At 71.9% G+C, this 22,247-nt stretch carries 25 protein-coding genes and 1 pseudogene; 11 read left to right on the forward strand and 15 right to left on the reverse strand.

Going from position 1 to position 22,247, the window contains the following annotated elements:
- Window positions 1-38: 38 nt before the first annotated feature.
- Entirely contained in the window at window positions 39-971 is a 933-nt protein-coding gene (locus tag G9272_RS04090) for an aminoglycoside phosphotransferase family protein (RefSeq protein WP_171395250.1), read from the forward strand.
- Here the strand turns inward: G9272_RS04090 and G9272_RS04095 are convergent.
- Entirely contained in the window at window positions 956-1,438 is a 483-nt protein-coding gene (locus G9272_RS04095) for a VOC family protein (RefSeq protein WP_171395251.1), read from the reverse strand. The two genes, G9272_RS04090 and G9272_RS04095, sit on opposite strands and share 16 nt — an antisense overlap.
- A gap of 122 nt (window positions 1,439-1,560) precedes the next feature.
- On the opposite strand from G9272_RS04095, the gene G9272_RS04100 reads away from it, so the two are divergent.
- From G9272_RS04100 to G9272_RS04110, 3 genes are all read left to right on the forward strand, one after another.
- Window positions 1,561-2,763: an epoxide hydrolase family protein gene (locus G9272_RS04100; RefSeq protein WP_171395252.1), complete on the forward strand. Its 1,203-nt coding sequence runs from the start codon at window positions 1,561-1,563 to the stop codon at window positions 2,761-2,763.
- Window positions 2,764-2,885: 122 nt separating this feature from the next.
- A complete protein-coding gene (locus G9272_RS04105; protein WP_171395253.1) occupies window positions 2,886-3,524 on the forward strand; it encodes an ATP-dependent Clp protease proteolytic subunit in 639 nt (212 codons plus the stop codon).
- A gap of 1 nt (window position 3,525) precedes the next feature.
- Window positions 3,526-4,128, forward strand: coding sequence for a ClpP family protease (locus G9272_RS04110; RefSeq protein ID WP_171395254.1), 603 nt, complete (start codon window positions 3,526-3,528; stop codon window positions 4,126-4,128).
- Between the two features lie 21 nt (window positions 4,129-4,149).
- Here the strand turns inward: G9272_RS04110 and G9272_RS04115 are convergent, their stop codons facing one another.
- Window positions 4,150-4,587 (reverse strand): helix-turn-helix domain-containing protein, encoded by a 438-nt coding sequence (locus G9272_RS04115; RefSeq protein ID WP_171401830.1) that lies wholly within the window; start codon window positions 4,585-4,587, stop codon window positions 4,150-4,152.
- A 218-nt stretch (window positions 4,588-4,805) separates the two neighbouring features.
- On the opposite strand from G9272_RS04115, the gene G9272_RS04120 reads away from it, so the two are divergent.
- Complete coding sequence (locus tag G9272_RS04120; RefSeq protein WP_171395255.1) at window positions 4,806-5,696, forward strand: SigB/SigF/SigG family RNA polymerase sigma factor; 891 nt, start codon at window positions 4,806-4,808, stop codon at window positions 5,694-5,696.
- 34 nt (window positions 5,697-5,730) lie between these two features.
- Here G9272_RS04120 and G9272_RS04125 read toward each other — a convergent pair whose 3' ends face one another.
- Entirely contained in the window at window positions 5,731-6,186 is a 456-nt protein-coding gene (locus G9272_RS04125; protein WP_171395256.1) for an ATP-binding protein, read from the reverse strand.
- A 365-nt stretch (window positions 6,187-6,551) separates the two neighbouring features.
- Window positions 6,552-7,811 (reverse strand): annotated as a pseudogene (locus G9272_RS04130) (DUF6777 domain-containing protein); the annotation flags it as partial.
- A gap of 216 nt (window positions 7,812-8,027) precedes the next feature.
- On the opposite strand from G9272_RS04130, the gene G9272_RS04135 reads away from it, so the two are divergent.
- The gene (locus G9272_RS04135; protein ID WP_171395257.1) at window positions 8,028-9,296 is read left to right on the forward strand and encodes a streptophobe family protein; all 1,269 of its coding nucleotides are present in this window, start codon (window positions 8,028-8,030) and stop codon (window positions 9,294-9,296) included.
- A 40-nt stretch (window positions 9,297-9,336) separates the two neighbouring features.
- On the opposite strand, the gene G9272_RS04140 is transcribed toward G9272_RS04135, so the two are convergent.
- The 4 genes from G9272_RS04140 to G9272_RS04155 are packed head-to-tail and all read right to left on the reverse strand — an operon-like array spanning window position 9,337 to window position 13,699.
- Window positions 9,337-10,320 (reverse strand): serine/threonine-protein kinase, encoded by a 984-nt coding sequence (locus G9272_RS04140; RefSeq protein ID WP_171395258.1) that lies wholly within the window; start codon window positions 10,318-10,320, stop codon window positions 9,337-9,339.
- Window positions 10,320-10,889 carry a hypothetical protein gene (locus tag G9272_RS04145; RefSeq protein ID WP_253267699.1) on the reverse strand — a complete coding sequence of 190 codons (570 nt, stop codon included), beginning with the start codon at window positions 10,887-10,889 and terminating at the stop codon, window positions 10,320-10,322. The genes G9272_RS04140 and G9272_RS04145 overlap by 1 nt, the downstream gene beginning before the upstream one ends.
- 9 nt (window positions 10,890-10,898) lie before the next feature.
- Window positions 10,899-13,238 carry an FHA domain-containing protein gene (locus G9272_RS04150; protein ID WP_171395259.1) on the reverse strand — a complete coding sequence of 780 codons (2,340 nt, stop codon included), beginning with the start codon at window positions 13,236-13,238 and terminating at the stop codon, window positions 10,899-10,901.
- A 50-nt stretch (window positions 13,239-13,288) separates the two neighbouring features.
- Complete coding sequence (locus tag G9272_RS04155) at window positions 13,289-13,699, reverse strand: hypothetical protein (RefSeq protein WP_057605152.1); 411 nt, start codon at window positions 13,697-13,699, stop codon at window positions 13,289-13,291.
- A gap of 308 nt (window positions 13,700-14,007) precedes the next feature.
- Here G9272_RS04155 and G9272_RS04160 point away from each other — a divergent pair, with 308 nt between their 5' ends.
- Together G9272_RS04160 and G9272_RS04165 are read left to right on the forward strand one after the other, a co-directional pair.
- Window positions 14,008-14,391 (forward strand): nuclear transport factor 2 family protein, encoded by a 384-nt coding sequence (locus tag G9272_RS04160; protein ID WP_171395260.1) that lies wholly within the window; start codon window positions 14,008-14,010, stop codon window positions 14,389-14,391.
- Between the two features lie 70 nt (window positions 14,392-14,461).
- Window positions 14,462-14,749: a DUF1905 domain-containing protein gene (locus G9272_RS04165; protein WP_253267700.1), complete on the forward strand. Its 288-nt coding sequence runs from the start codon at window positions 14,462-14,464 to the stop codon at window positions 14,747-14,749.
- Here the strand turns inward: G9272_RS04165 and mgrA are convergent.
- Window positions 14,739-15,731 (reverse strand): L-glyceraldehyde 3-phosphate reductase, encoded by a 993-nt coding sequence (gene mgrA / locus G9272_RS04170; protein WP_171395261.1) that lies wholly within the window; start codon window positions 15,729-15,731, stop codon window positions 14,739-14,741. The two genes, G9272_RS04165 and mgrA, sit on opposite strands and share 11 nt — an antisense overlap.
- Window positions 15,732-15,845: 114 nt before the next feature.
- On the opposite strand from mgrA, the gene G9272_RS04175 reads away from it, so the two are divergent.
- Both G9272_RS04175 and G9272_RS04180 read left to right on the forward strand, forming a co-directional pair.
- Complete coding sequence (locus G9272_RS04175; protein WP_171395262.1) at window positions 15,846-16,730, forward strand: LysR family transcriptional regulator; 885 nt, start codon at window positions 15,846-15,848, stop codon at window positions 16,728-16,730.
- A gap of 25 nt (window positions 16,731-16,755) precedes the next feature.
- Window positions 16,756-17,271, forward strand: coding sequence for a mycothiol transferase (locus tag G9272_RS04180; protein WP_171395263.1), 516 nt, complete (start codon window positions 16,756-16,758; stop codon window positions 17,269-17,271).
- Here the strand turns inward: G9272_RS04180 and G9272_RS04185 are convergent.
- Window positions 17,253-18,323 (reverse strand): adenosine deaminase, encoded by a 1,071-nt coding sequence (locus G9272_RS04185; protein WP_171395264.1) that lies wholly within the window; start codon window positions 18,321-18,323, stop codon window positions 17,253-17,255. The genes G9272_RS04180 and G9272_RS04185 overlap by 19 nt on opposite strands.
- Before the next feature lie 25 nt (window positions 18,324-18,348).
- Window positions 18,349-18,744: a VOC family protein gene (locus tag G9272_RS04190; RefSeq protein WP_171395265.1), complete on the reverse strand. Its 396-nt coding sequence runs from the start codon at window positions 18,742-18,744 to the stop codon at window positions 18,349-18,351.
- Between the two features lie 314 nt (window positions 18,745-19,058).
- On the opposite strand from G9272_RS04190, the gene G9272_RS04195 reads away from it, so the two are divergent.
- Entirely contained in the window at window positions 19,059-19,517 is a 459-nt protein-coding gene (locus G9272_RS04195; protein WP_171395266.1) for a pyridoxamine 5'-phosphate oxidase family protein, read from the forward strand.
- Window positions 19,518-19,651: 134 nt separating this feature from the next.
- On the opposite strand, the gene G9272_RS04200 is transcribed toward G9272_RS04195, so the two are convergent.
- The 4 genes from G9272_RS04200 to G9272_RS04215 are packed head-to-tail and all read right to left on the reverse strand — an operon-like array spanning window position 19,652 to window position 22,217.
- The gene (locus G9272_RS04200) at window positions 19,652-20,572 is read right to left on the reverse strand and encodes an aldo/keto reductase (protein ID WP_171395267.1); all 921 of its coding nucleotides are present in this window, start codon (window positions 20,570-20,572) and stop codon (window positions 19,652-19,654) included.
- A gap of 54 nt (window positions 20,573-20,626) precedes the next feature.
- Window positions 20,627-21,493 (reverse strand): hypothetical protein, encoded by an 867-nt coding sequence (locus G9272_RS04205; protein ID WP_171395268.1) that lies wholly within the window; start codon window positions 21,491-21,493, stop codon window positions 20,627-20,629.
- A complete protein-coding gene (locus G9272_RS04210) occupies window positions 21,490-22,056 on the reverse strand; it encodes an RNA polymerase sigma factor (protein ID WP_253267701.1) in 567 nt (188 codons plus the stop codon). The genes G9272_RS04205 and G9272_RS04210 overlap by 4 nt, the downstream gene beginning before the upstream one ends.
- Window positions 22,053-22,217 (reverse strand): hypothetical protein, encoded by a 165-nt coding sequence (locus tag G9272_RS04215; RefSeq protein ID WP_171395269.1) that lies wholly within the window; start codon window positions 22,215-22,217, stop codon window positions 22,053-22,055. The genes G9272_RS04210 and G9272_RS04215 overlap by 4 nt, the downstream gene beginning before the upstream one ends.
- Window positions 22,218-22,247: the final 30 nt, after the last annotated feature.

A 22,247-nucleotide genomic window follows, 5' to 3' on the forward strand; every position in this document is an offset into this window, starting at 1 on the left:
TTGGACAGCGGCGAGGTCGGTCCCGTGCAATGAGGCGCATGCGCCCGGTGAAGATGCATACGGACGAGGTCGACCTCGACGCCCCGCTGGTGAGCCGACTCGTCGCCGGCCAGTTCCCGCGATGGGCCGGGCTGCCCGTGCGGCGGCTGGACTCCTCCGGGACGGAGAACGCGATGTTCCGGCTGGGCGCCGACAAGGTGGTGCGGCTGCCCCGGCATCCCGGCGCCGTCGAGAGCGTGGCGCACGAGCAGCGCTGGCTGGCCCGGCTCGGACCGAGGCTGCCCGTCGCCGCGCCCGTGCCGCTGGAGCTGGGCGGGCCGGATGAGGGGTTCGCCTGGCCCTGGTCGGTCTACCACTGGTTGGACGGCGCCAATCCGGTCGCCGGCGCCGTCGAGAAGCCCCAGGCACTGGCGGCGGACCTGGCGGCGTTCGTCACCGCCCTGCGCGGGATCGAGACACGCGGCGGTCCGCGCAACCACCGGGGTGTCCCGCTCGCCGAACGGGACACTCCCACCCGCGACGCCCTCGCCCGGCTGGAGGGGCGGATCGACACCACCGCGGTCACCGCGCTGTGGGAGGAGGCGCTGCGGGCGCCGGGGCACACAGAGCCGCCCGCATGGGCCCACGGAGACCTGATGCCCGGGAACGTGCTGGTCCGGGACGGACGGCTGACGGCGGTGATCGACTTCGGCTGCGTCGGGGTGGGTGACCCGGCCGTGGACCTGATCGTCGCCTGGAACCTGCTGCCCGCCTCGGCCCGCGGAACCTTCCGGGAAGGCGTGGGCGCGGACGACGCCGAGTGGGCGCGCGGCCGGGGCTGGGCACTGTCGATCTCGCTGATCCAACTGCCTTACTACTGGGAGACCAACCCGCCGCTGGCGGAGAACTCCCGGCATGTGATCAACGAGATCCTGGCCGAGGCCCGGACCGCCGACGCGCCCTCGGCGACCGGTCCCTACCCGCCGTCGTAGGCCTTCTTCAGGGCGGCGACGTCGAGCTTGCCCATGGCGTACATGGCCTTGGTGGTGCGGGTGGCCTTCTCGGGGTCGGGGTCGCTGATCATCTCGATCAGTCCGTCGGGGATGACCTGCCAGGACAGTCCGTACTTGTCCTTGAGCCAGCCGCAGGGGCCGGGCTCGCCGCCGCTCTCGGTGAGCCTGGTCCAGTAGTAGTCGACCTCCTCCTGGTCCGCGCAGTAGATCTGGAAGGAGATCGCCTCGCTGAACTTGAACTGCGGGCCGCCGTTGATGCCGACGAACTTCTGCCCGTTGGCCGTGAACTCCACGGCCAGCACGGAGCCGGCCGGGCCCGGACCGGCCTCGTTGTAGCGGCCGATGTCGCCGATGCTGGAGTTCTTGAAGATCGAGACGTAGTGGTGGGCGGCTTCCTCGGCCTGGCCGTCGAACCAGAGACACGTGGTGAATCCGTCGGTGGTCATGAGTACCTCCTGGGCGTGGAACGCGGTCATCAGTGTCGACTGCCGCTCGCCAAGGAACTCATCGCTCGGGCCGTGGGTTAATCCGGATGGCCGGTGCGGCCGTCCCCACTAGCATCCGGCTCATGACCTCATCCAGTGCCGACAGCGGCCTGCGGCCGTTCCGTCTCGACGTCCCGCAGAGCGACCTCGACGACCTGCACGACCGGCTGGACCGGACCCGCTGGCCGCAGGGACTGCCCGCGACGGGCTGGTCGTACGGCGTGCCGACCGATTATCTGCGGGAGCTGGCCCGGTACTGGCGGCAGGAGTACGACTGGCGGGCGGCCGAGGCGCTGCTCAACGAGTGGCCGCAGTTCACGACCACCGTCGACGGGGCGAACGTCCACTTCGCGCATGTCCGCTCCCCCGAGCCGGACGCCACCCCGCTGATCCTCACCCATGGCTGGCCGGGTTCGATCGTCGAGTTCCTGGACGTGGTCGGCCCGTTGACGGACCCGGCGGCGCACGGCGGGGACCCGGCCGACGCCTTCCATGTCGTCGTGCCGAGCCTCCCCGGTTTCGGCCTGTCCGGGCCCGTCGCGGAGAGCGGCTGGGAGGCGGGACGGGTCGCCGACGCATGGGCGGAGTTGATGGGCCGGCTCGGCTACGAGCGGTTCGGGGCACAGGGCGGGGACTGGGGCTCGGTGATCTCGCGCGAGCTGGGCCGCACCCACCCCGACCGGCTGATCGGCGTCCATCTGAACCTGCTGCCGGGCGCGCAGGCCACCCGGGAGCCCACTGCCGAGGAACTGCGGGCCATGAGCCCCGAGGACGCGGAGCACACGCTCCGGTCCTGGCGCCGGTGGATCGCGTTCTCGGCGGAGGGGACCGGCTACTACCTCCAGCAGGCCACCCGCCCGCAGACCCTGGCGTACGGCCTCACCGACTCGCCGGTCGGTCAACTGGCCTGGATCGTCGAGAAGTTCCGGGAGTGGACGGACTGCGAGGAGCTGCCGGAGGAGGCCGTCGACCGCGACCGGCTCCTCACGAACGTCATGCTCTACTGGCTGACCGGGACGGCCGGTTCGTCCGCCCGGATGTACTACGAGCGTCAGCACGCCACCGGACGCGCAGCCGCACCCCGGGAGCCGTCGACCGTGCCGACGGCGCTCGCCCTGTTCCCCGCCGAGCCGCAGATCCCCTTGCGACGGAAGGCCGAGCGCACCGAGAACCTGGTGCGCTGGACGGAGTTCGACCGGGGCGGCCACTTCGCGGCGCTGGAGGAGCCCGACCTGTTGGTGGGCGATGTACGGGCGTTCTTCCGGCAGTTGCGCGAGAAGGGCTGAGTCTCCTCGCGAGGGGGCGCTCTGCCCGTGGCGAATCTGCCGCGGGCAGAGAAATCGCGTGCGGGCATCCCCCGAGGTCAAGAGTGGAGTCGACGGCAGTCACGCCACGACGAGGAGAACCGATGACTCCACTCACCACGCTCGCCCCCCGTGCCGAGGAGGGCGACACCGCACCCTCCCGCTTCGACGACCAGCTCGCCGCCCAACTGCTCGGCCAGCGCATCGTGTTGCTCGGCACCCAGGTCGACGAGGTCTCCGCGAACCGGGTCTGCGCGCAGTTGCTGATCCTGTCGGCGGAGGACCCGCGCACCGACATCGCCCTCTACATCAACAGCCCGGGCGGTTCGGTGCACGCGGGGCTGGCCATCTACGACACGATGCAGCTGATCCCCAACGACGTCTCGACGCTCGCCATGGGCTTCGCGGCCAGCATGGGCCAGTTCCTGCTCAGCGTCGGCGCGCCCGGCAAGCGGTACGCCCTGCCGAACGCGCGGGTCATGATGCACCAGCCGTCGGCCGGGATCGGCGGGACCACGGCGGACATCGAGATCCAGGCGGAGAACCTGGAGCACACCAAGCGGACCATCGAGCAGATCACCGCCGAGCACACCGGCCAGTCCCCGGAGGCCATCTCGCGCGACGGCGACCGCGACCGCTGGTTCACGGCCGAGGAGGCCAGGGAGTACGGCATCGTGGACCGGGTCGTGGAGTCCCTCGCGGACGTCCGCCCGGCCGCGCAGAAGCGACGGGTGGGGATGTGACATGGGGACCTACACGATTCCGAACGTGGTCGAGCGGACCCCGCAGGGCGAGCGGTCCTACGACGTGTTCAGCCGGCTGCTGTCCGAGCGGATCATCTTCATCGGCACCGAGATCGACGACGGCGTCGCCAACGTCGTCATCGCGCAACTCCTCCATCTGGAGTCGGCGTCACCGGACAGCGAGATCTCGATCTACCTCAACTCCCCCGGTGGCTCGTTCACCTCGCTGATGGCGATCTACGACACGATGACGTTCGTCCAGGCGCCGATCTCGACGCTCTGCGTCGGGCAGGCGGCGTCGACGGCGGCCGTGCTGCTGGCGGGCGGGGATCCCGGCCGGCGGCTCGTCCTGGAGCACGCGCGCGTGCTGCTCGGTCAACCGGCCAGCGGCGGCCGGCAGGGCACGGTCTCGGACCTGACGCTCCAGGCCAAGGAGATGGTCCGCATCCGCGCCCAGGTGGAGGAGGTGCTGGCCCGCCACACCCGCCACGACATCGCGACCCTGCGCACGGACATGGACCGCGACAAGGTGTTCACCGCGCAGGAGGCGGTGGCGTACGGCCTGGCCGACGAGGTGCTGAGCCGGCGTCCCGTGATGGTGTGAGACGCCGGCCCGCGCGGCTCGTCAGGCGGCCAGGCAGAGGCCGTCGTACGACGACGACGTGGCCGTACGGCCGCGGGCGGAATGCCGGGCGGAATGCCGGTTGCTGAGCCGGACCAGCTCTCCCTGGGCCCGCGCCAGCAGGTCGCCCAGGCTCAGGCCGAGGGCCTGGGCGGCGGCCGCGAGGACCTCCGAGGAGGCCTCCTTGCGGCCGCGCTCCACCTCCGAGAGATAGGGCATGGAGATACGCGCCGAGTCGGCGACGTCCTTGAGCGTGCGTTCCTGGGCCTGGCGTTCACGGCGCAGGACGTCCCCGACCAGGTCGCGCCACAAGGGCTCGCGCTGCGCGGGCCGGGGAGCGGGTGCGGGAGCGGTGGGAGAGACGGTGGCGGCGATGCCCGGGCGCTCGGCAGGCGGGCGCAGCGGGATCACGCGGGCTCGGTTCGGCGCTTGGTTGTTGATCACCTCCCCAGCCTAGGAAAGCGGGCCGCCGCTGGAAGGGCCGGGCGTTGCGCCCTCGGTGGAATCGGACGAATCGCCTCTGCGTCGCGATGGCGCGAAGCCTGTGTGCATGGGTTCCCCCGGACGGGGTAGTCGCCCCCAGAGTGGGTCTGTCCGTAGGTGCTCGCTCACGGAACGGGTACAGCAGACGTCGAACCGTGACCTTCCTGGGAGAGGCAATGGAGACCGTAGTGATCCGGTCGGAAACCAAGGCCGTCGAGGACACCGCCGTGGCCGTCAGCGCGGCCGGCGCGCCGCTCCCGGGCATCGAGGCACCCCGGAGCGTGGCTCCGCGGGACGCACGGGAGCTGTCCCGTCAGTTCTTCCAGCGGCTGGCCGTCCTCGAGGAGGGGACCCACGAGTACCAGTACGCGCGCAACACCCTCATCGAGATGAACATGTCCCTGGTGCGGTTCGCGGCCGGCCGGTTCCGCGGCCGCGGGGACGACATGGAGGACATCGTCCAGACCGGGATGATCGGCCTGATCAAGGCCATCGACCGGTTCGAGGTCTCGCGTGAGGTGGAGTTCACCTCGTTCGCGCTGCCGTACATCGTCGGTGAGATCAAGCGTTTCTTCCGGGACACGACGTGGGCGGTGCACGTACCGCGGCGGCTCCAGGAACTGCGCGTCGAGCTGGCCAAGGCCCGCGACGAGCTCTCCAGCCGCCTGGACCGGGACCCGACCGTGCCCGAGCTGGCCACGCTGATGAATCTGGCGGAGAACCAGGTGGTCGAGGCGCAGATCGCCGCCAACGGCTACAACTCCTCCTCCCTCGACGCGGCACTCACCGGGGACGGCCCGGAGCACGGCGAGGCGGTCCTGGCGGATTTCATCGGCGTGGAGGAGGAGGGGCTCCGGCTCATCGAGGACTTCCACTCGCTCGCCCCGTTGATGGCCGAGCTCAGCCAGCGCGACCGGCAGATCATCCATATGCGGTTCGTGGAGGAGGCCACCCAGGCGGAGATCGGCGAGCGGCTCGGCTGCTCGCAGATGCATGTGTCCCGCCTGATCAAGCGGATCATCATGCGGCTGCGCCACGGGATGCTGGGCGAGCTGGGCTGCGCCTGACCGCCCCGGCCCGCGCGGCGCGCGCCCCGCGGGCCTACTGAGGTCCGAAGCTGAGCACGGCCCGGACCCGCTTGCCGACCGGCACGCGCTCGGCGGTGACCTCCGCCGCCACCGCGTGCACGATCTCCAGACCATGCCGGCCGATGCGCTCGGGGTCCTTCGGGAACCGCAGGGGCAGTGCGTCGCTGCTGTCGTAGACGCAGACCGTGACCGAGGACTCCGAACCCTCCAGCTCCAGGATGTACGGCCCGTTGCTGTGCCGGTCGGCGTTGGTGATCAGTTCGCTGACCACGAGCAACACCTCACCGCTCGCCCGGTCGCCGATCGTGGCGCACCACTCCGTCCTGAGCTGGTCGACGAAGTGTGCGGCGAAGGCGCGGGCCTCGGCTATGCAGCCGGGCTCACCGGTGTAGTGCGCCGCCCGCCGCAGCGGTTCCACGGGTACGTCGAAACCAGTAGGTATCACTGCCCCGTCCAGGTGCTCGATCATGCGTTTCTCTCTCGAAGGCCGGAATGGCCGGACGCCGCTGGGTGTGCATCTGTGCTCGTACCCCGTGCCGCGCCGCGCAGTCCCCGTCAGTTTTCCTCCCGTACGCGGGACGGCCACGGGATGCCTCAGACGGCTGGTGAATCGGCCGGTGAACCGGGGGCGGGAGAGCTGACGCCGGAGGAAACCGCCGAGGTCGGCGGCGACTGGCTCGTGCTGTCGCCCGTCAGCGGAAGCCGCAGGGACGAGGAGGAGCTGCCGGGCTCGCTCGTGGGTTCGGACGGTGAGCTCGGCGGCGACTCGGAATCCGGCGAGTCGGGCACCAGGTGCTGGGCGGACCGGGACTCGGAGGACGGGGGCTCGGAGGACGGGGAATCGGAGGACGGGGAATCGGAGGACGGGGGTGCGAATCTCCTCGACTCCGCGCTCGACGACGGCGAGGACGGCGGTTCCTCTGACGGCGATTCCTCCGACGGCGGCTCCGACGACGACGGCTCCGACGACGGCTCCGAGGACGGCTCCGAGGACGGGGACGACGTGGACGACCCGGAGGACGGTGGCAGCGGACAGCCCGGCGGCCGGTCGGCGGGCGGCGAGACGCACGGCGGGGACGTCCGCGGGCCGCCGCTCGCCGGTGTGCTCGGCGTGCTGACCGTGATGGACGGCGTGAGCCTCGCCGGCGGCCGGGTCGGCCGGTCCTGGTGCGGCTTGTCGCCCGGCCGACGGGCGAACCAGTGGTGGTCGTGTCCGGGGTCGTAGAGCACGAACACGTCGAGCACGGTCACGGACGGCTTGACCACCACGGTGGTCGCGGGACTGTACGAGGGCCACGAGTCGCCGGTCCGCTTGAACCCGGCCCGCTGGGCGAGCGGCGGGGTCAACGGGTTGCCGCAGGCGCAGCGCACCCGCGGCACACCGTGCCGGTCGACCAGGACGGCCGTACCGGCCTGGAGGACGGCCTGGTAGGTGGTGGCGGCGCCGTCGCGGTATCCGTGGTTGGTGACGCGGGTGTCCAGGCGCAGCTGTACGGGGGTGAGGGAGCGCAGATGGGCCGGTACCCGGGAGGGGGCGACGCCGGCCACCGAGGCGAACGCCCTGTTCTTGGCGGGATCCGCCTGGAGGGCCTTGATCTGCCGCTCCACATCACAGCTGGAGACGTTGCGGGTGCCGCCGTACAGGCCTTCGTCCCCGCCGTCGACACCGGGGACGGTGTCGACGGCCGGGGAGGAGGAGCCCGACGGGGCGACGGAGGCCGGCGGGAAGGAGCTGTCGGTGACGGGAGGCTCCGTGTAGGGCTCCGGGCCCGTCTTGCCGGCCGGCTGCATGAAGACCTCGCCGACCTGGCCGGAGCCGCCTCCGCCGGATCCGGAGCCGCCTCCGTTCACCAGGGCGAGCACCAGGGCGAGCGCCGTCACGGCCACGACCGCCGTGGTGATCAGCGCGATCCTGGGCGCGGACTTCCACCGGCTCCGGCGCGGTTCCCCGTCGCCGCCCTCCGGGGAACCGGGGTCGGACGGCTGGGAGGGCGGACCCGAAGGGGGGCCCGAGGGAGGCTGGGAGGGCGGGCCCGACAACGGTCCGGAGGGCGGTCCCGTGGGGCGGCCGGAAGACGGCGGTTCTGCGCTCACGAGCACTCCCGACGTGGGTTTCCCGCGGTGCTTCGACAGCCGGCCCCGAGAAGACCCGACAGGACTCGACAGGGCTCGACAGGGACGACTTGTCAGATACGCGCCGCTTTCTTCCACAACGCACCATTGTGTGCGCCGGCCGGGCGCGGCTCGCAAGCGGGGCGCGGACGGCCCTCCCGACAGGCGCGCTCTCCCGGCGCTGCTTAGCGTGGCAGGGTGAGCTCGCACACCCCGCACGACCAGGCAGTCTCCCGCCACGGCTGGGTGCGGGCGATCGTCGTGGCACTGGCCGGACTGATCGCCATGGGGGTGGTGGCCGCGCTGGGACTGTGGGCGGCCGGAGCCGCGGACCTGCCGCAGGGCGCCTTCCCGCGGGTGATCGCGGCGACCGTGGTGACGGGCGTCGGCGGCACGGTCGAGCTCTCCGGGAACGCCGGCGGGCTCGCCGACACCCAGGTCGGTCTGACGGTGATCCCGCTGTCCGTCACCCTCGTCGGGGCGCTCGTGGTGGGCGCCGGATTCCTGCGGCCGCTGCGGCACCGGGCGGTGGCGGGCGCCGCGGAACTGGCCGGGTGGGCGGCCCGGATCGCGGTGGTGTGGCTGCTCGGCCTCCTCGGTCTGGCCCTGGCCGCACGGCAGACCTTCAAGCTCTCCCTCGGCGACGACACGCTGAGCGACCTCGGCGAACTGTTCGACGTAAGCCCCGAGGTCGGCTTCACGACGGACGTCCCCCTCACCCTTGCCGTCGGGCTGGTGTGGCTGGCGGGGGTGCTGGTGCTGGCGCTGCTGGTCTCGCCCGGCGCTCCGTTGCCACCGAGGCTGCTGCGGCTGCACCGGTCGGTGCGGCCGACCGCGTACGCGATGGTCCTGTTGCTGCTCTGCTGCGTCGTCGTGGGCGTCGTCGTCGCGCTCGTCGTCGCGGCGACCCGGGGGCACGCCGCCGAGACCCTCGCCACGATCCTGCTCGGCCTGCCCAACCTGGTGTGGCTCACGTTCACGATCGGGCTGGGCGCCACCTGGAACGGCCGGGTCGAGGGTCCGTTCGGGCTGCCGATGCCGCAGGTGCTGGACGAGGTGCTGCGCAGCCCGGACGACGCCCGGCTGAACCTCAGCACCCTCGCCGAGCACGACAGCCGTGTGTGGTGGCTCCTCGCCGTGGACGCGGCCCTGCTGCTGATGGCCGCGTTCGTGATGGCGGCCCACTCCCCCGCCGGGACGCGCGCCTGGCGGCACGCCGTGCACATGGCGGTGGCGCTGGTGCTCACGGTGCTGATGATCTGTCTGGTCGGCCGCGTCTCGGCGCACTACGGCCTGTCCGTACTCGGGATCGGCGACCTGGGCGGCGATCTGTCCGGGGAGCTGTATCTGCGCCCCGAGGTGTGGTCGGCGCTGGGTCTCGCCGCGCTGTGGGGGCTGGTCGCCGGTTTCCTGGGCGGCCTGCTGGCGGGGGCGGCGCGCCGCCGGGGCGGGACGCGGCCCCGTTGACAGCGGCGGCGGACCCCTCGGCCCACAAGGGACCCTCCGATCACCCGGGACCGGGCGGGTGGAAGACCGGCTCTGCCCAGCGTGGAGGTTGCGGCGCCAACGCCGGCGTGCCGGCCAGTTCGGTCGGCGGGTGAGCGGACCCGAGCCCGCCGCCCGGCGTCGGCCTCAGCTCGGCGACGAAGGCACCGCAGGTGGGATGGCGTTCCTCGGGGCTCTTGGCGAGAGCCCGGGCGAACACCGCGTCCATGTACGGGGGGAGGCCGGGGCGGGCCTCCGTCAGCGGGGGCGGATCGGCGTTCTGGTGTGCCCAGAGCAGGGCCACGTCGTCGTCGCGGAGGAAGGGCGGGCGGCCCGCGAGGCACTCGTAGACCACGCAGGCGAGGCCGTAGACATCGCAGCGGCCGTCGACCGGTTGCCCGGAGATCTGCTCGGGGGCGACGTAGTCGAGCGTGCCGACGAACTGGCCGACCGAGGTGAAGCCGGTCAGGGAGAGCGACTTCTTGGTCAGGCCGAAGTCGGTGAGGTAGACGTGCTCGGGGTGGTCGCTGTCGGTGCCGCGGGCGACGAGGACGTTGCCGGGTTTGACGTCCCGGTGGACCAGCCCGTTCTCATGGGCGGCGTCGAGCGCGGAGGCGACCTGCGCGGCGATGCGGACGGCGGTCGCCGGAGGCAACGGGCCCTCGCGGTCGAGGAGGTGGCGCAGATCGCTGCCGTCGACGTACCGCATGGCGATGTACAGGACCCCGTCGGTCTCGTCCGCCTCGAAGACGGGCACGATGTGCGGGTGGTCGATGGCCGCGGCCACCCGCGACTCATGGGTGAAGCGTTTGCGGAACACGTCGTTGCGGGCCAGCTCCGGGGCGAGCAGTTTGAGCGCGACGGTCCGGTCCAGCCGCAGGTCGTGGGCGCGGTACACGACGGCCATACCGCCGCGTCCGATCTCGCTCTCGATGCGGTAGCCGGCGATTCTCCGGCCGACCAGCTCCGAGGGCCGACCGGAGAAGGGGGTCGTTCCGTGGGTCATCAGGATCCCCGGTCGGGGTTCACGATCCGGGTGGCGGTGTGGTCCTGGGCCTGGGCCTGGTCCTGGGCCTGGGCCTCGGCCGCTTCCGGCGCCCGGTCGGTCGCGTAGGTGCTGAGGCGGGTGCCGTCGCCGTACAGCCAGCGCTCTCGCGCCGGGTCGTACAGCCACACGTCCTCGCCGTCGACGACCACGCCGATCCGCAGTCCATGGGTGCGGCGCCGGAAGGACTCTGCGTCGAGGCCGGCGTCGGCCAGTTCCTCCACCGCCGACCGGTACCGGGCGAGGGCCTGTTCGGCGCGGCCGAGCAGCGGGCGCGGGTCGGCTGCGGTGGCGAGGGGGGCGTCGGAGCGGGGCGGGTCCTGGGGGACGGCGACCAGATAGCGGCCGTCGACCCAGGCCGACCAGCCGTTGGAGCACAGCACGCGCCCCCAGTCGCCGCGCCGCTCCATGAGCCGGACGGGCAGCAGCGGATCGAGGGGCACGGTGGGGCGGGCCGGGTCGGGGGCCTCCCAGGCGGGCATGCCGTGCTGGGGGACCACGTGGGTGGGCCGGAATCCGGGAGTCGTCATGGGCCGCCCCTACTTCCGCATCACGGCGGGCTCGTGCCGGCGCAGCAGCCGGGAGACGAGGAATCCGCAGACCGCCGAGAGCACGACGAGCATGCCCACGTCGAGCAGCCACACCCCCGCCGAGTGTTCGAACAGCGGATCAGCGGTGATGTCCCCGGGCACGATCCTGGCGAGCCCGATGGTGCCGGCCATCGCGCCGAGCGCCCATCGTGCGGGCACCAGCCACGACAGCTGCTCCAGACCGGGCACGCCGTCCAGTGGCAGCAGCGCCCCGCAGAAGACCACTTGGACGATGGCGAGCAGCACCAGCAGCGGCATCGTCACCTCCTCCTTGTGGACCAGCGCGGAGATCAGCAGGCCGAGCATCATCGCCGTGAAGGCCAGCAGGGCCACGGCGACGGTGATCTCGACCAGGGGCGGCATCAACACGCCCTCGCCGCCGGGAGCGTTGAGGTCGACGCCGAGCAGGGCGACGAGGGTCAGTACCACCGCCTGTACGACGGTCACCGTGCCGAGGACGACGACCTTGGACATCAGGTACGCCGATCTGGACAGGCCGACGGCGCGTTCCCGCTGGTAGATCACGCGTTCCTTGACGAGTTCGCGCACGGCGTTGGCCGCGCCGGTGAGGACGCCGCCGACGCACAGGATGAGCAGCACGTTCATCGCGTGCTCCCGGTCGAGCTCGCCGCCGGACAGGGCGCGGGCCATGGCGCCCATGACGAACGGCAGGGCGATCATGATCGCGAGGAAGGTGCGGTCGGCGGCGAGCGCGGCCGTGTAGCGGCGGACCAGGGTGCCGAGCTGGGCGCTCCGGCTGCGGGGCCGGGGCGGCGGCAGCATGATCACCGGGCCGGAGCGGGGCAGCCGGGGTTGCTCGCTGTCGTTGACGACGTACTGCCGCCGGAACGGCGAGCCGCTGTACTCCCCCTCCCAGTCCCGGTCCTGGTCGCGTTCGAAGGCCTCGAAGGCCTCCGGCCACTGTTCGAAGCCGAAGAAGGCGAGGGCGTCCTCGGGCGGTCCGTAGTAGGCGACCCTGCCGCCCGGCGCGAGCACCAGCAGCCGGTCGCAGACGCCGAGGCTGAGGACGCTGTGCGTGACGACGATGACGGTACGCCCGTCGTCGGCGAGACCGCGCAGCATGTGCATCACCGAGCGGTCCATGCCGGGGTCGAGGCCCGAGGTCGGCTCGTCCAGGAAGAGCAGCGAGGGCTTGGTCAGCAGTTCCAGGGCCACGCTGACGCGCTTGCGCTGGCCGCCGGAGAGGGTGTGCACGGGCTGGCCGGCGCGCTGCTCGAGCCCGAGCTCGCGGATGACCTCCTGGACCCGCTCGCGGCGCTCGGCCTTGGCGGTGTCCTGCGGAAAGCGCAGCTCGGCGGCGTATCCGAGGGCACTGCGCACGGTCAGCTGGGCGTGCAGGATGTCGTCCTGCGGGACCAGTCCGATGCGCTGGCGCAGCTCGGCGTAGTCGCGGTAGAGGTCGCGGCCGTCGTACACGACCGTGCCGTGGTCGGCGGGGCGCTGGCCGGTGAGGGCGCCGAGCAGCGTGGACTTGCCGGCGCCGCTGGGGCCGACGACCGCGAGCAGGCACTTCTCCCCCACCGGGAAGGACACGTGGTCGAGGAGGACCTTGCGGCCCCGGTCGACGGCGACCGTCAGATCCTGTACGTCGAGGGAGACCTCGCCGGTGTCGACGTACTCCTGGAGCTGGTCGCCGACGAGACAGAAGTCCGAGTGGCCGATGCCGACGATGTCGCCGGGGTCGAGCGGGGCCCTGGTGACGGGCAGCCCGTTGAGGTAGGTCCCGTTGTGGCTGCCGAGGTCGACGATCTCGTGGCCGCCCTCGGGCAGCGCGCGCAGTTCCGCGTGCCGACGCGAGACGACCAGGTCGTCGACGACGAGGTCGTTGTCGGTGGCGCGGCCGATGCGGACGGTGCGCGACGGCAGCTGCCGGACGGAGGTGGGCTCCCGGAAGGTGCCGGTCACGCCGGGCATGGAGACCGCCGACGGGCGTTCCGCCGGGGGCGGGGGGCGGCCCGACAGGACCAGGTACGGGCCGTCGTCCGGGCTGCCGACGCGGATCACGCTGCCGGGGCCGACGCCCCACTCGTGGACGCGTCGGCCGTCGGTGTAGGTCCCGTTGGTGCTGTGTTCGTCGGCGAGGGTCCAGTGGTCGCCGTCGGGCCGCAGCACCGCGTGGTGCCAGGAGACGCGGGTGTCGTCGATGACGATGTCGCTGAGCGGGTCCCGTCCGATGCGGTAGTCGTGGCCCGGGATCAGCACGCTGGAACCCGTCTCGGTCTCCAGCACGAGTTCGGGCGCGGTCGAGGAGACCGGTCGCTCCACCATGTCCGAATTCTATCGATTCACACCCCTGCGTGCCCAACGGGCGGGGGGTCTCAGCCGACGGGGAGGACGAGCGCCGGGACGGTCCGCTGCATCCGCAGGGCGTCGACGGATTCGGCGAGCAGCTCGTACTCGGTGGTCTCGTCGCTGATCGCGATCCGCACCAGCCGCCCGCCCGCCAACTCGTCGGCCACCAGCTCCTGCCGGCCCATGTCGGCACACCAGGCCCGCAGCAGTTCGGGCACGTCCGGCACGTTGTCGGCGACCGGGACCAGGGCGCCCGGCGGGATGTGCTCGCTCTCGGGCCGCGGATCCAGCCGTTCGGCCATCCAGGAGGCCCGGTCCCGCAGCCACCACAGGGCGAGCGCCAGCGTCGGGGCACGATAGGTGCCGAGCGGTACTCCGATCCGCCGGCCGTCGCAGACGCCGTATGCGGTGACATGGCACAGGAATTCGTCGTGCACGTCTCTCTCCCCCGGTGCTCGCCGGCCGGTCGTGCCTCGCTTTCCGTGCGGCTCCTTTGGGGTGAACTGCCCCTGACCTTCGAGTATGTTCACTCTTGAAACACTGTCACCATGACTTTCCGGCCAGTCTCTTGGCATATTCAGTGCCGTTCATGGCCGAAATGCGGCGAACCCCGGATCCCGTCGTCATTACCCGACAGGTAATCGACCCGGGCGGCGGGCGCGGGCAAGGTGGTCACACCGGATCGGCGAATACCGGGATCCGGGTCCTGACCAGTATCGATGACCTCATTGGGGGCCGATTTACGATGTCCGCGAACACCGACCGCTACGAGAACGCCGTCGCCCGCTACTTCGAGGCCTGGAACGCGGGTGACCCCGAGGCTTTGGCCAAGGCTGTTACCGCCGCGTGGGCCGTGGACGGAGGCTACACCGACCCGCTGGCCGACGTCCGGGGCCACGAGCAGATCGCAGCGGTGATCGCTGCGGCACACGCGCAGTTCCCGGGCTTCGCCTTCCGTCTCACCGGCCGTGTGGACGGGCACCACGAGACGGCCCGCTTCTCCTGGGAGCTGGTGAGCGAGGCCGACCGTTCGGCGCCGGTGGCCGGATCCGACGTCATCACTCTGGACGCCCAGGACCGGATCACTTCCGTCCTCGGATTCCTCGACCGGGTGCCCGCCGGCGCCTGAGGCCGGCGGCGATGAATTCCCCCGCTCGCGGCGGTCTACCCATGGGAGATCACCGCGAGCGGAGGACATCATGACCACAACCGGAACCATGAACGCCGAATTCACGGCCGTTCTGCGCAAGAGCCCGGCGAAAGGCGGCTGGACCTATGTCGTCTGGCCGGAGTCCGTCGAATTCTTCGGTACCCGCGGACTGGTCAAGATCCGCGGAACGGTCGACGGACATCCGTTCCAAAGTTCGTTCATGGCCCTCGGGAACGGCACCCACAAACTTCCCGTCAATGCCGAGGTGCGCAAGGCGATCGGAAAGCAGGAGGGCGACTCGGTGACCGTGCGCCTGACGGAACGGCTCAGCCGTTGATCACCGCGTCGATCCGGGTCAGCTCCTCGGCGTCGAAGTCCAGGTTGGCGAGGGCGCCGACGCTGTCCTCGATCTGCCGGGCGCTGCTCGCGCCCACCAGCGCGGAGGTCACCCGGCCGCCGCGCAGCACCCAGGCCAGCGCCAGCTGGGCGAGGGACTGGCCGCGGGACTTGGCGATGTCGTCGAGGGCGCGCAGCTTGCCGGTGAGTTCCTCGGTGAGCGCATCGGAGTTCAGGAACGGGCTGTCGCTCGCCGCCCGCGAGTCCTCCGGGATGCCGTCGAGGTAGCGGCCGGTCAGCAGGCCCTGCTCAAGCGGCGAGAACACGATCGACCCGACCTGGAGCTCGTCCAGGGCGTCGAGCAGGCCCTCGCTCTCGGGGCGGCGGTCGAGCATCGAGTAGCGCGGCTGGTGGATGAGCAGCGGGGTGCCCAGCTCACCGAGGATGCGGGCGGCCTCGCGGGTCTGCTCCGCCGAGTAGTTGGAGACGCCGGCGTAGAGCGCCTTGCCCTGCTGGACCGCGGTGTGCAGGGCGCCCATCGTCTCCTCCAGGGGAGTCTCCGGGTCGGGGCGGTGCGAGTAGAAGATGTCGACGTGGTCCAGGCCCATCCGGGTCAGGCTCTGGTCGAGCGAGGACAGCAGGTACTTGCGCGAGCCCCACTCGCCGTACGGACCCGGCCACATCAGGTAGCCGGCCTTGGTGGAGACGACCAGCTCGTCGCGGTAGGGCGCGAAGTCCGCCTTGAGCGCCTCGCCCAGCGCGGACTCGGCGGCGCCGGGCGGCGGCCCGTAGTTGTTGGCCAGGTCGAAGTGGGTGATGCCGAGGTCGAAGGCGCGGCGCAGGATGGCCCGCTGCGTCTCGACCGGGCGGTCCGGGCCGAAGTTGTGCCACAGTCCGAGCGACAGCGCGGGGAGCTTCAGGCCGCTGCGTCCGGTGCGCCGGTAGGGCATGTCGGCGTAGCGGTCGGGGTGTGCGGTGTACAACGCGACTCCAAGAAGATCGGGCGGTTTCAGGAACCGCTACCCACTCTGGCCCGACCTGCGGGTAGTGGTCCAACAGAAGAATCCGATGGAATTGTGCGGCTACGCTTCTCAATCATGGAACTGCGCCACCTCCAGCACTTCGTCGCGGTCGCCGAGGATCAGCACTTCACCCGGGCCGCCGAACGCCTCATGGTCTCCCAGTCGGGCCTGTCGGCGTCGATCCGCGCCCTGGAGCGGGAGCTGCGCGCTCCGCTGTTCGTCCGGACCACCCGGCGGGTGACGCTGACGGAGGCGGGCCGGGCGCTGCTGGCCGAGGCCGAGCGGATCCTGGCGCAGGTGCGGGCGGCCCACGAGGCGGTGGCGGCCGTGCAGGGCGTGGTGCGCGGCACCCTCTCCGTGGGCACCGAGCAGTGCATCGCCGGGGTGCATGTGGCGGGGCTGCTGGCGGCCTTCCGGCGGCGCCATCCGGATGTGGAGATCCGGCTGCGGCAGACCGGTTCGGGTGCGCTCGGCGAGGAGGTGGCGGCCGGCCGGCTCGACCTGGCCTTCGCCTACCGGACCCAGACGGACACCGACCAGCTCCGCTGCGCGCCGCTGGCCACCGAGCCGATGTACGTGCTGTGCCATCCCGACCATCGTCTCGCCGGGGTCTCGGCGGCGCTGACGCCGGAGGACGTCGCGGGCGAGGTGTTCGTCGACTTCCATCCGGACTGGGGGCCGCGCCGCGCCACCGACGTCGCGTTCGCCGAGGCGGGAGTGCGGCGCACGGTCGCCCTGGAGGTCAACGACGTGCACAGTCTCCTGGACCTGGTGGACGAGAACCTGGGCGTCGCCGTCATACCGCGCCACTTCCGGCACAAGCGGGAGGCGCTCACCGCGCTGCCCCTCAAGGGCACGGGCGAGGCGGTGTACGAGACGGTCGCGCTGCTGCCGCCCGTGCGGTCGACCAGCCCGGCGGCCCGGGCGCTGATGGCGCTGCTGGAAACGGGGAGCGGGTGAGCGCGGGGTGGGCGATGGTGGACGTATGCATGCCAAGGACATCCTCATCGACGGGTACCACCGCATCCAGGAAGAGGTCCACGCCGCAGTCGAGGGCCTGGACCCCGACGACCTGAACGCCCGGCCCACCGCCGAGACCAACTCGATCGCCTGGCTCGTCTGGCATCTCACGCGCGTCCAGGACGACCATCTCGCCGACGCCTTCGGACTCGACCAGGTATGGCTGGCCCAGGAGTGGGAGAAACGGTTCGGCCTCGACCTGCCGCGCCAGGACACCGGGTACGGGCACAGCGACGCGAAGGTCGCGAAGGTGCGGGTCTCCGACGGCGGCCTGCTGACCGGGTACTACGACGCGGTGCACGCGCAGAGCCTGGCGGCGCTGCGCGCGCTGACGGCGGCGGACCTGGAGCGCGTCGTGGACGAGCGCTGGGATCCGCCCGTCACCCTGGGGGTACGGCTGGTCAGCGTCCTGTCCGACGATCTCCAGCACGCCGGACAGGCCGCCTATGTCCGCGGGCTGCTTCAGAGCGCGGCGGCGTAACCCGGAAGGACGACGTCCTCGATGAGGGCCTTGCGCTCGTCGAACGGCACGAACGCGCTCTTGAGGGCGTTCACCGTGACGGTGCGCAGGTCCTCGAGGGTCCAGCCCGCCTCCTGGACGAGCAGCGACATCTCGCGGGTCATCGTCGTGCCGGAGACCAGCCGGTTGTCGGTGTTGAGGGTGACGCGGAAACCGAGGTCCTTCAGCGCGGTGATCGGGTGCTCGGCGATCGAGGTGGCCGCGCCGGTCTGGAGGTTGGAGGTCGGGCACATCTCCAGGGCCACCCGGCGGTCGCGCACCCAGCCCGCGAGCCGGCCGAGCTTGCCGTCCACGATGTCGTCGGTGATGCGCACGCCGTGGCCGATGCGCTGGGCGCCGCAGACCTGGAGGGCCTGGTGGATGCTGGGCAGGCCGTGGGCCTCGCCGGCGTGGATGGTGAAGGGGACGTTCTCGCGGCGCAGGTGCTCGAAGGCGGCGAGGTGGTCGGCGGGCGGGAAGCCGTCCTCGGCGCCGGCGATGTCGTAGCCGACGACACCGGCGTCCCGGAAGGCGACCGCGAGGTCGGCGGTCTCCCGGGTGCGGTCGAACATGCGCATGCCGCAGAGCAGGGTGCCGACACGGACCGGGGTGCCCGCGGCCGCCGCCTTGGCCATGCCGGCCGCGAGACCCTCCTGGACCGTCTCGACGACCTCGGGGAGCGTCAGCTCGCCGTTCAGCATCAGCTCGGGGGCGTAGCGGACCTCGCCGTAGACGACTCCGTCGGCCGCCAGGTCGAGGACGTACTCCTCCGCGGTGCGCAGCAGGCCCTCGCGGGTCTGCATCACGGCGAGGGTGTGCTCGAAGGTGGCTATGTAGCGCACCAGGTCACCCGAGTTGGCGGCCTCGAAGTACCAGGCGGCGAGTTCGTCGGGGTCGGTGGTGGGCAGGGTGTGGCCGACCGCGTCCGCCAGCTCGACGACGGTGGCGGGGCGCAGGCCGCCGTCGAGGTGGTCGTGCAGGACGGCCTTGGGGAGGCGGCGGAGGGTGTCGGTGTCGATGTGGGACGCGGTCATGAGTGTGTTCCTCGGCAGGTGGTTCTCAGGTGGTGGCGGGCTGGAGCAGGTCCCAGCGGTTTCCGTACAGGTCCTGGAAGACGGCGACGGAGCCGTAGGCCTCGTGGCGGGGCTCCTCCAGGAAGGTCACGCCGGCGGCGAGCATGCGGGCGTGGTCGCCGGCGAAGTCCTCCGTGTGCAGGAAGAACCCGACGCGGCCGCCGGTCTGGTCGCCGATCCGGGCGCGCTGGGCGTCGCCCTTGGCCCGGGCGAGCAGCAGCCCGACGCCGTCCTGGCGGTCCCCCGGCCGCACGACGACCCAGCGGGCGCCGTCGGGGCGGGGTTCGTCCTCGACGAGCCGGAACCCGAGCGCCTCGGTGTAGAAGCGGATCGCCTCGTCGTAGTCGTCGACGACAAGCGTGACCAGGGCGATGCGACTCATCGTGGCCTTTCGGGGAGCGTGCGGGAGGCTGTCGGGAGGTGCGATTGACGGGAGAGGTTATACGTAAAACGTTCCCTGCGCCAGTCGCCTCCGCGGCGACGGTGGCCGACCTGTCCGGCGGATCGGATCGCGGGCGGAAAAGCTGCGCTCGCGCGGGAGGGACCCCTCGCGTCGACGCCCTCCCCCGGCCTGCCGAACGCCCTGCCGCGCGCCGGTCGCCTCCGCAGCGGCGGTGACCTAGGCCGCAGGCCCGAGGCGCGGTCGGGACCATCGTCCGAGGCGGAGAGCCCCTCGCCGTCGCTAGCGTGCCGGCCATGAAGATCACGGAGCCGCCGCGCACCCCCGGGCAGCGCAAGCGGGAACTGCTGGACCGGCTGGAACGCGAAGTGGACATCTGGGTCGCCACGGCGGACCGGGAGGGGCTGCCCTGTCTCGTCGCGCTGTGGTTCGCCTGGGACGGCGAGCACCTGTGGCTGTCCACCCGTCTCACCAACCCCACCGGCCTCAACCTCCAGGAGGGCGGCCGGGCCCGCCTGGCCTTCGGGGACACACGGGACGTGGTCCTCTTCGACGGCGAGGTCGAGACGTACACGCGGGAGGAGGTACCGGAGGCGGCCGCCCGGTCCTTCCAGGCGAAGACGGGCTGGGATCCCGGCCGGGACAGCGCGTCGTACGCCTATTTCCGGGTGCGGCCGGTGGCGGTGCAGGCGTGGCGCGGCGAGCAGGAGTTGCCTCGGCGGCATCTGATGCGGGACGGGGTGTGGGTCGTCTAGCTCCCGCTGTCCGACCCTGTCAGGCGCCGCTACCCGGATGCGGCCGGGCGCCGTTGCCGGGATCCGACCGAGCGCCGTTCCTGGGATCCGGGGGTGGGCTCGGCGTTCGGTGGGGTGTCCGGCTCGCCGCGGGATCAGTCCTTCGGCGTCCCGACGGCGCCGCGGTGGGCGGTGTTCAGGTGGTCCAGTTCCTCGGCCGTGAGGCGCAGCGCGCCCGCCGCGACGTTCTCCGTGAGGTGGTCGAGGTCTCCGGTGCCCGGGATGGCCAGTACCTGCGGCCCCTGGGCGAGGGTCCAGGCGAGGCGGACAGCGGCGGGGGACGTGCCGTGGGCGTGGGCGACGGCGAGCACCGCCTCGTCATGGGCGGTTGTCGCGCCCTCGGGTCCGGCGTCGCCGGCTATGGCGTAGAACGGCACGAAGGCGACGCCCTGTTCGCCGCAGACGCGCAGGAGTTCCTCGGTCGCGGGGGCGTGGTGGCCGAGGCCGTAGCGGTTCTGCACGCTGACGACGGGGGCGATGGCCTGCGCCTCGGCGAGATGGCGGGGTTCGACGTCGGAGACGCCGAGGTGGCGGATCAGTCCGGCGGCGCGCAGTTCGGCGAGGGCGCCGAAGTGCTCGGCGATCGACTCCTGGCGCATCCGGCGCAGGTACACCAGGTCGAGGTGGTCGCGGCCGAGCTGGCGCAGGTTCTCCTCCACGTGACCGCGCAGGTCCTCGGGGCGGGCCGAGGTGCCCCACTCCCCCGACCAGTCGCGGAAGGGGCCGACCTTGGTGGCGATGAGCAGGTCGTCCGGGTACGGGGAGAGCGCGCTGTTGATGAGTTCGTTGGCGGAGCGGAGGGCGGAGAAGTAGAAGGCGGCGGTGTCGATGTGGTTGACGCCGAGGTCGATCGCCCGGCGCAGGACGGCGATCGAACGGCCGCGGTCGCTCGGCGTGCCGAGGTGGAAGGCCGCACTGCCGGTCAGCCGCATCGCGCCGAAGCCGATGCGGCCGACCGTCAGGCCGCCGATGTCCCAGGTGCCCGCGGCATCCGCGGTGATCGTTCCGGAGGTCATCCGGGCAGTCTCGCACGCACCGCGGGCACCGGCACGAGCCGGAGGTGCGGACCCTCAACAGGCCACGGTCTCCTCGCACTTGCGCAGCGCCTCCTGGACGTCGCGGCTCCAGTGCCGGGCCGTGCGCGGGGTCGCCGAGGACACGGTGTGCACGGCCGGCTCCCGGCGTTCGGGCAGCGCGCCGGACCTGGTGCGCCGGCGCTCCTTGACGGGCGGTGCGCCATGGGCGACGACCTCCTCCACGATCTCGGCCAGATCGCCGTCGGGGAGCGGGAGTTCGAGGTCGTCGTCGACGAAGCCGACCACGGCCGGCACGTACTCCACCAGCGCCCGCAACGCCCTGGGCAGTCCTCGCCCGCCGCGTCGCAGACCGCTGAGCACATGCAGCGCCGTGGCGATCTCCAGTTCGGTGGCCTCCCGGCTCAGCGTGGCGGGGGTGATCTCCGTGTGGCGCAGCCACCAGTCGGCCTCCTCGTCCTCCCCCATCGAGCGGTGGTGGAGGTAGAGGCAGTACGAGGAGACGGTGTCGGATGCCCCGGCGCCGTACTGCCACCAGAAGCGGGCGCTGTCCTCGCAGTCGGCGAGGTACAGGAGGCTGCCGAGGATCCGTGCGCCGGAGGGCTCGGGCAGGGAGCTGCCGAGGAAGTTGCCGAGGCCCGTCAGGGCCCCGGGGCGGGTCAGCAGCGCCTCGCAGAGCGCTCTGAGGTCCCGCGCCGCGGGATGCACCCGCGGGGGCCTGCGGGCGGCCGCGGCGCGCTGCGGGCACACCCGCGCCGTGGGCTCGTCGGGGCCGCCCGCCGCGACCCGGGCGGCGATACGGGCCTCCGCGGCCTCGATGTCCGAGCGGGTGCAGGGGGCCGTGGGTATCAGCCGCGCCCCGGCCAGCAGGGTGTCGATGTCGCTCGCGGTGTCGAAGGTCATGACCGCTCCGCCTCCTCCTCGGCGCACGATGTGTAGATCTCCCGCAGCCGGCGTTTGGCATAGCGCTCGGTGGACCGCACCCCGGCCTCGGTGATCCCCAGCTGGAACGCCACGTCGGCGGTGCTGTAGCCCTCGCAGTAGCGCAGCCGGATGACGTCCCGCTGGCGCTCGGGGAGGGCGGAGATCGCCCGGAACAGCCGCAGGTTCTGCTCGATCACCTCGAAGGCGTCCTCGGCGCCCTGGAGGGTGACCGTCTCGAAGACGGCCGTGTCCATCAGCGTGGCACGCCGGCCACGGGCCCGGGCGTGGTCGATGACGCGGTTCTTCATCACCCGCCAGGCGTAGGCGGCGGGGTTCTCGGCGCTCAGTATCTGCGGCCACTGCCGGGCGAGTTGGACGAACGCCTCGTCCACGGCCTCCTCGGCGTCCGCGCGACAGCGCAGACAGCGCTCGGCCTCGCGGACGTAGCGCGGGCGGTGCATCTGGTGGAAGGCGCTGAAGTCCAGGGGCAGCTTCTCCGGCGCCCGTGGGTTTCTCGCGGGTCGCAACTCCTCCTGGGTCACCGATCGCCTCCCGGAAGCCGGTGGTCCATCTCCCGGACGCCCACCCGCACGAGTGCGGCGACGAACCGGCGCGCGAGGGTGAGGACTCCGGGTCCGAAGACCCGGAGGGCTAGCACGGACAACGCCACGTCGCGGGCGAGCTGTTCGAACTGGTCGGTCACGGACCCTTCGGTCCTTCCGCTGGCTGTGCG

It is taken from the genome of Streptomyces asoensis, from assembly GCF_013085465.1.
GTDB lineage: Bacteria > Actinomycetota > Actinomycetes > Streptomycetales > Streptomycetaceae > Streptomyces > Streptomyces cacaoi_A.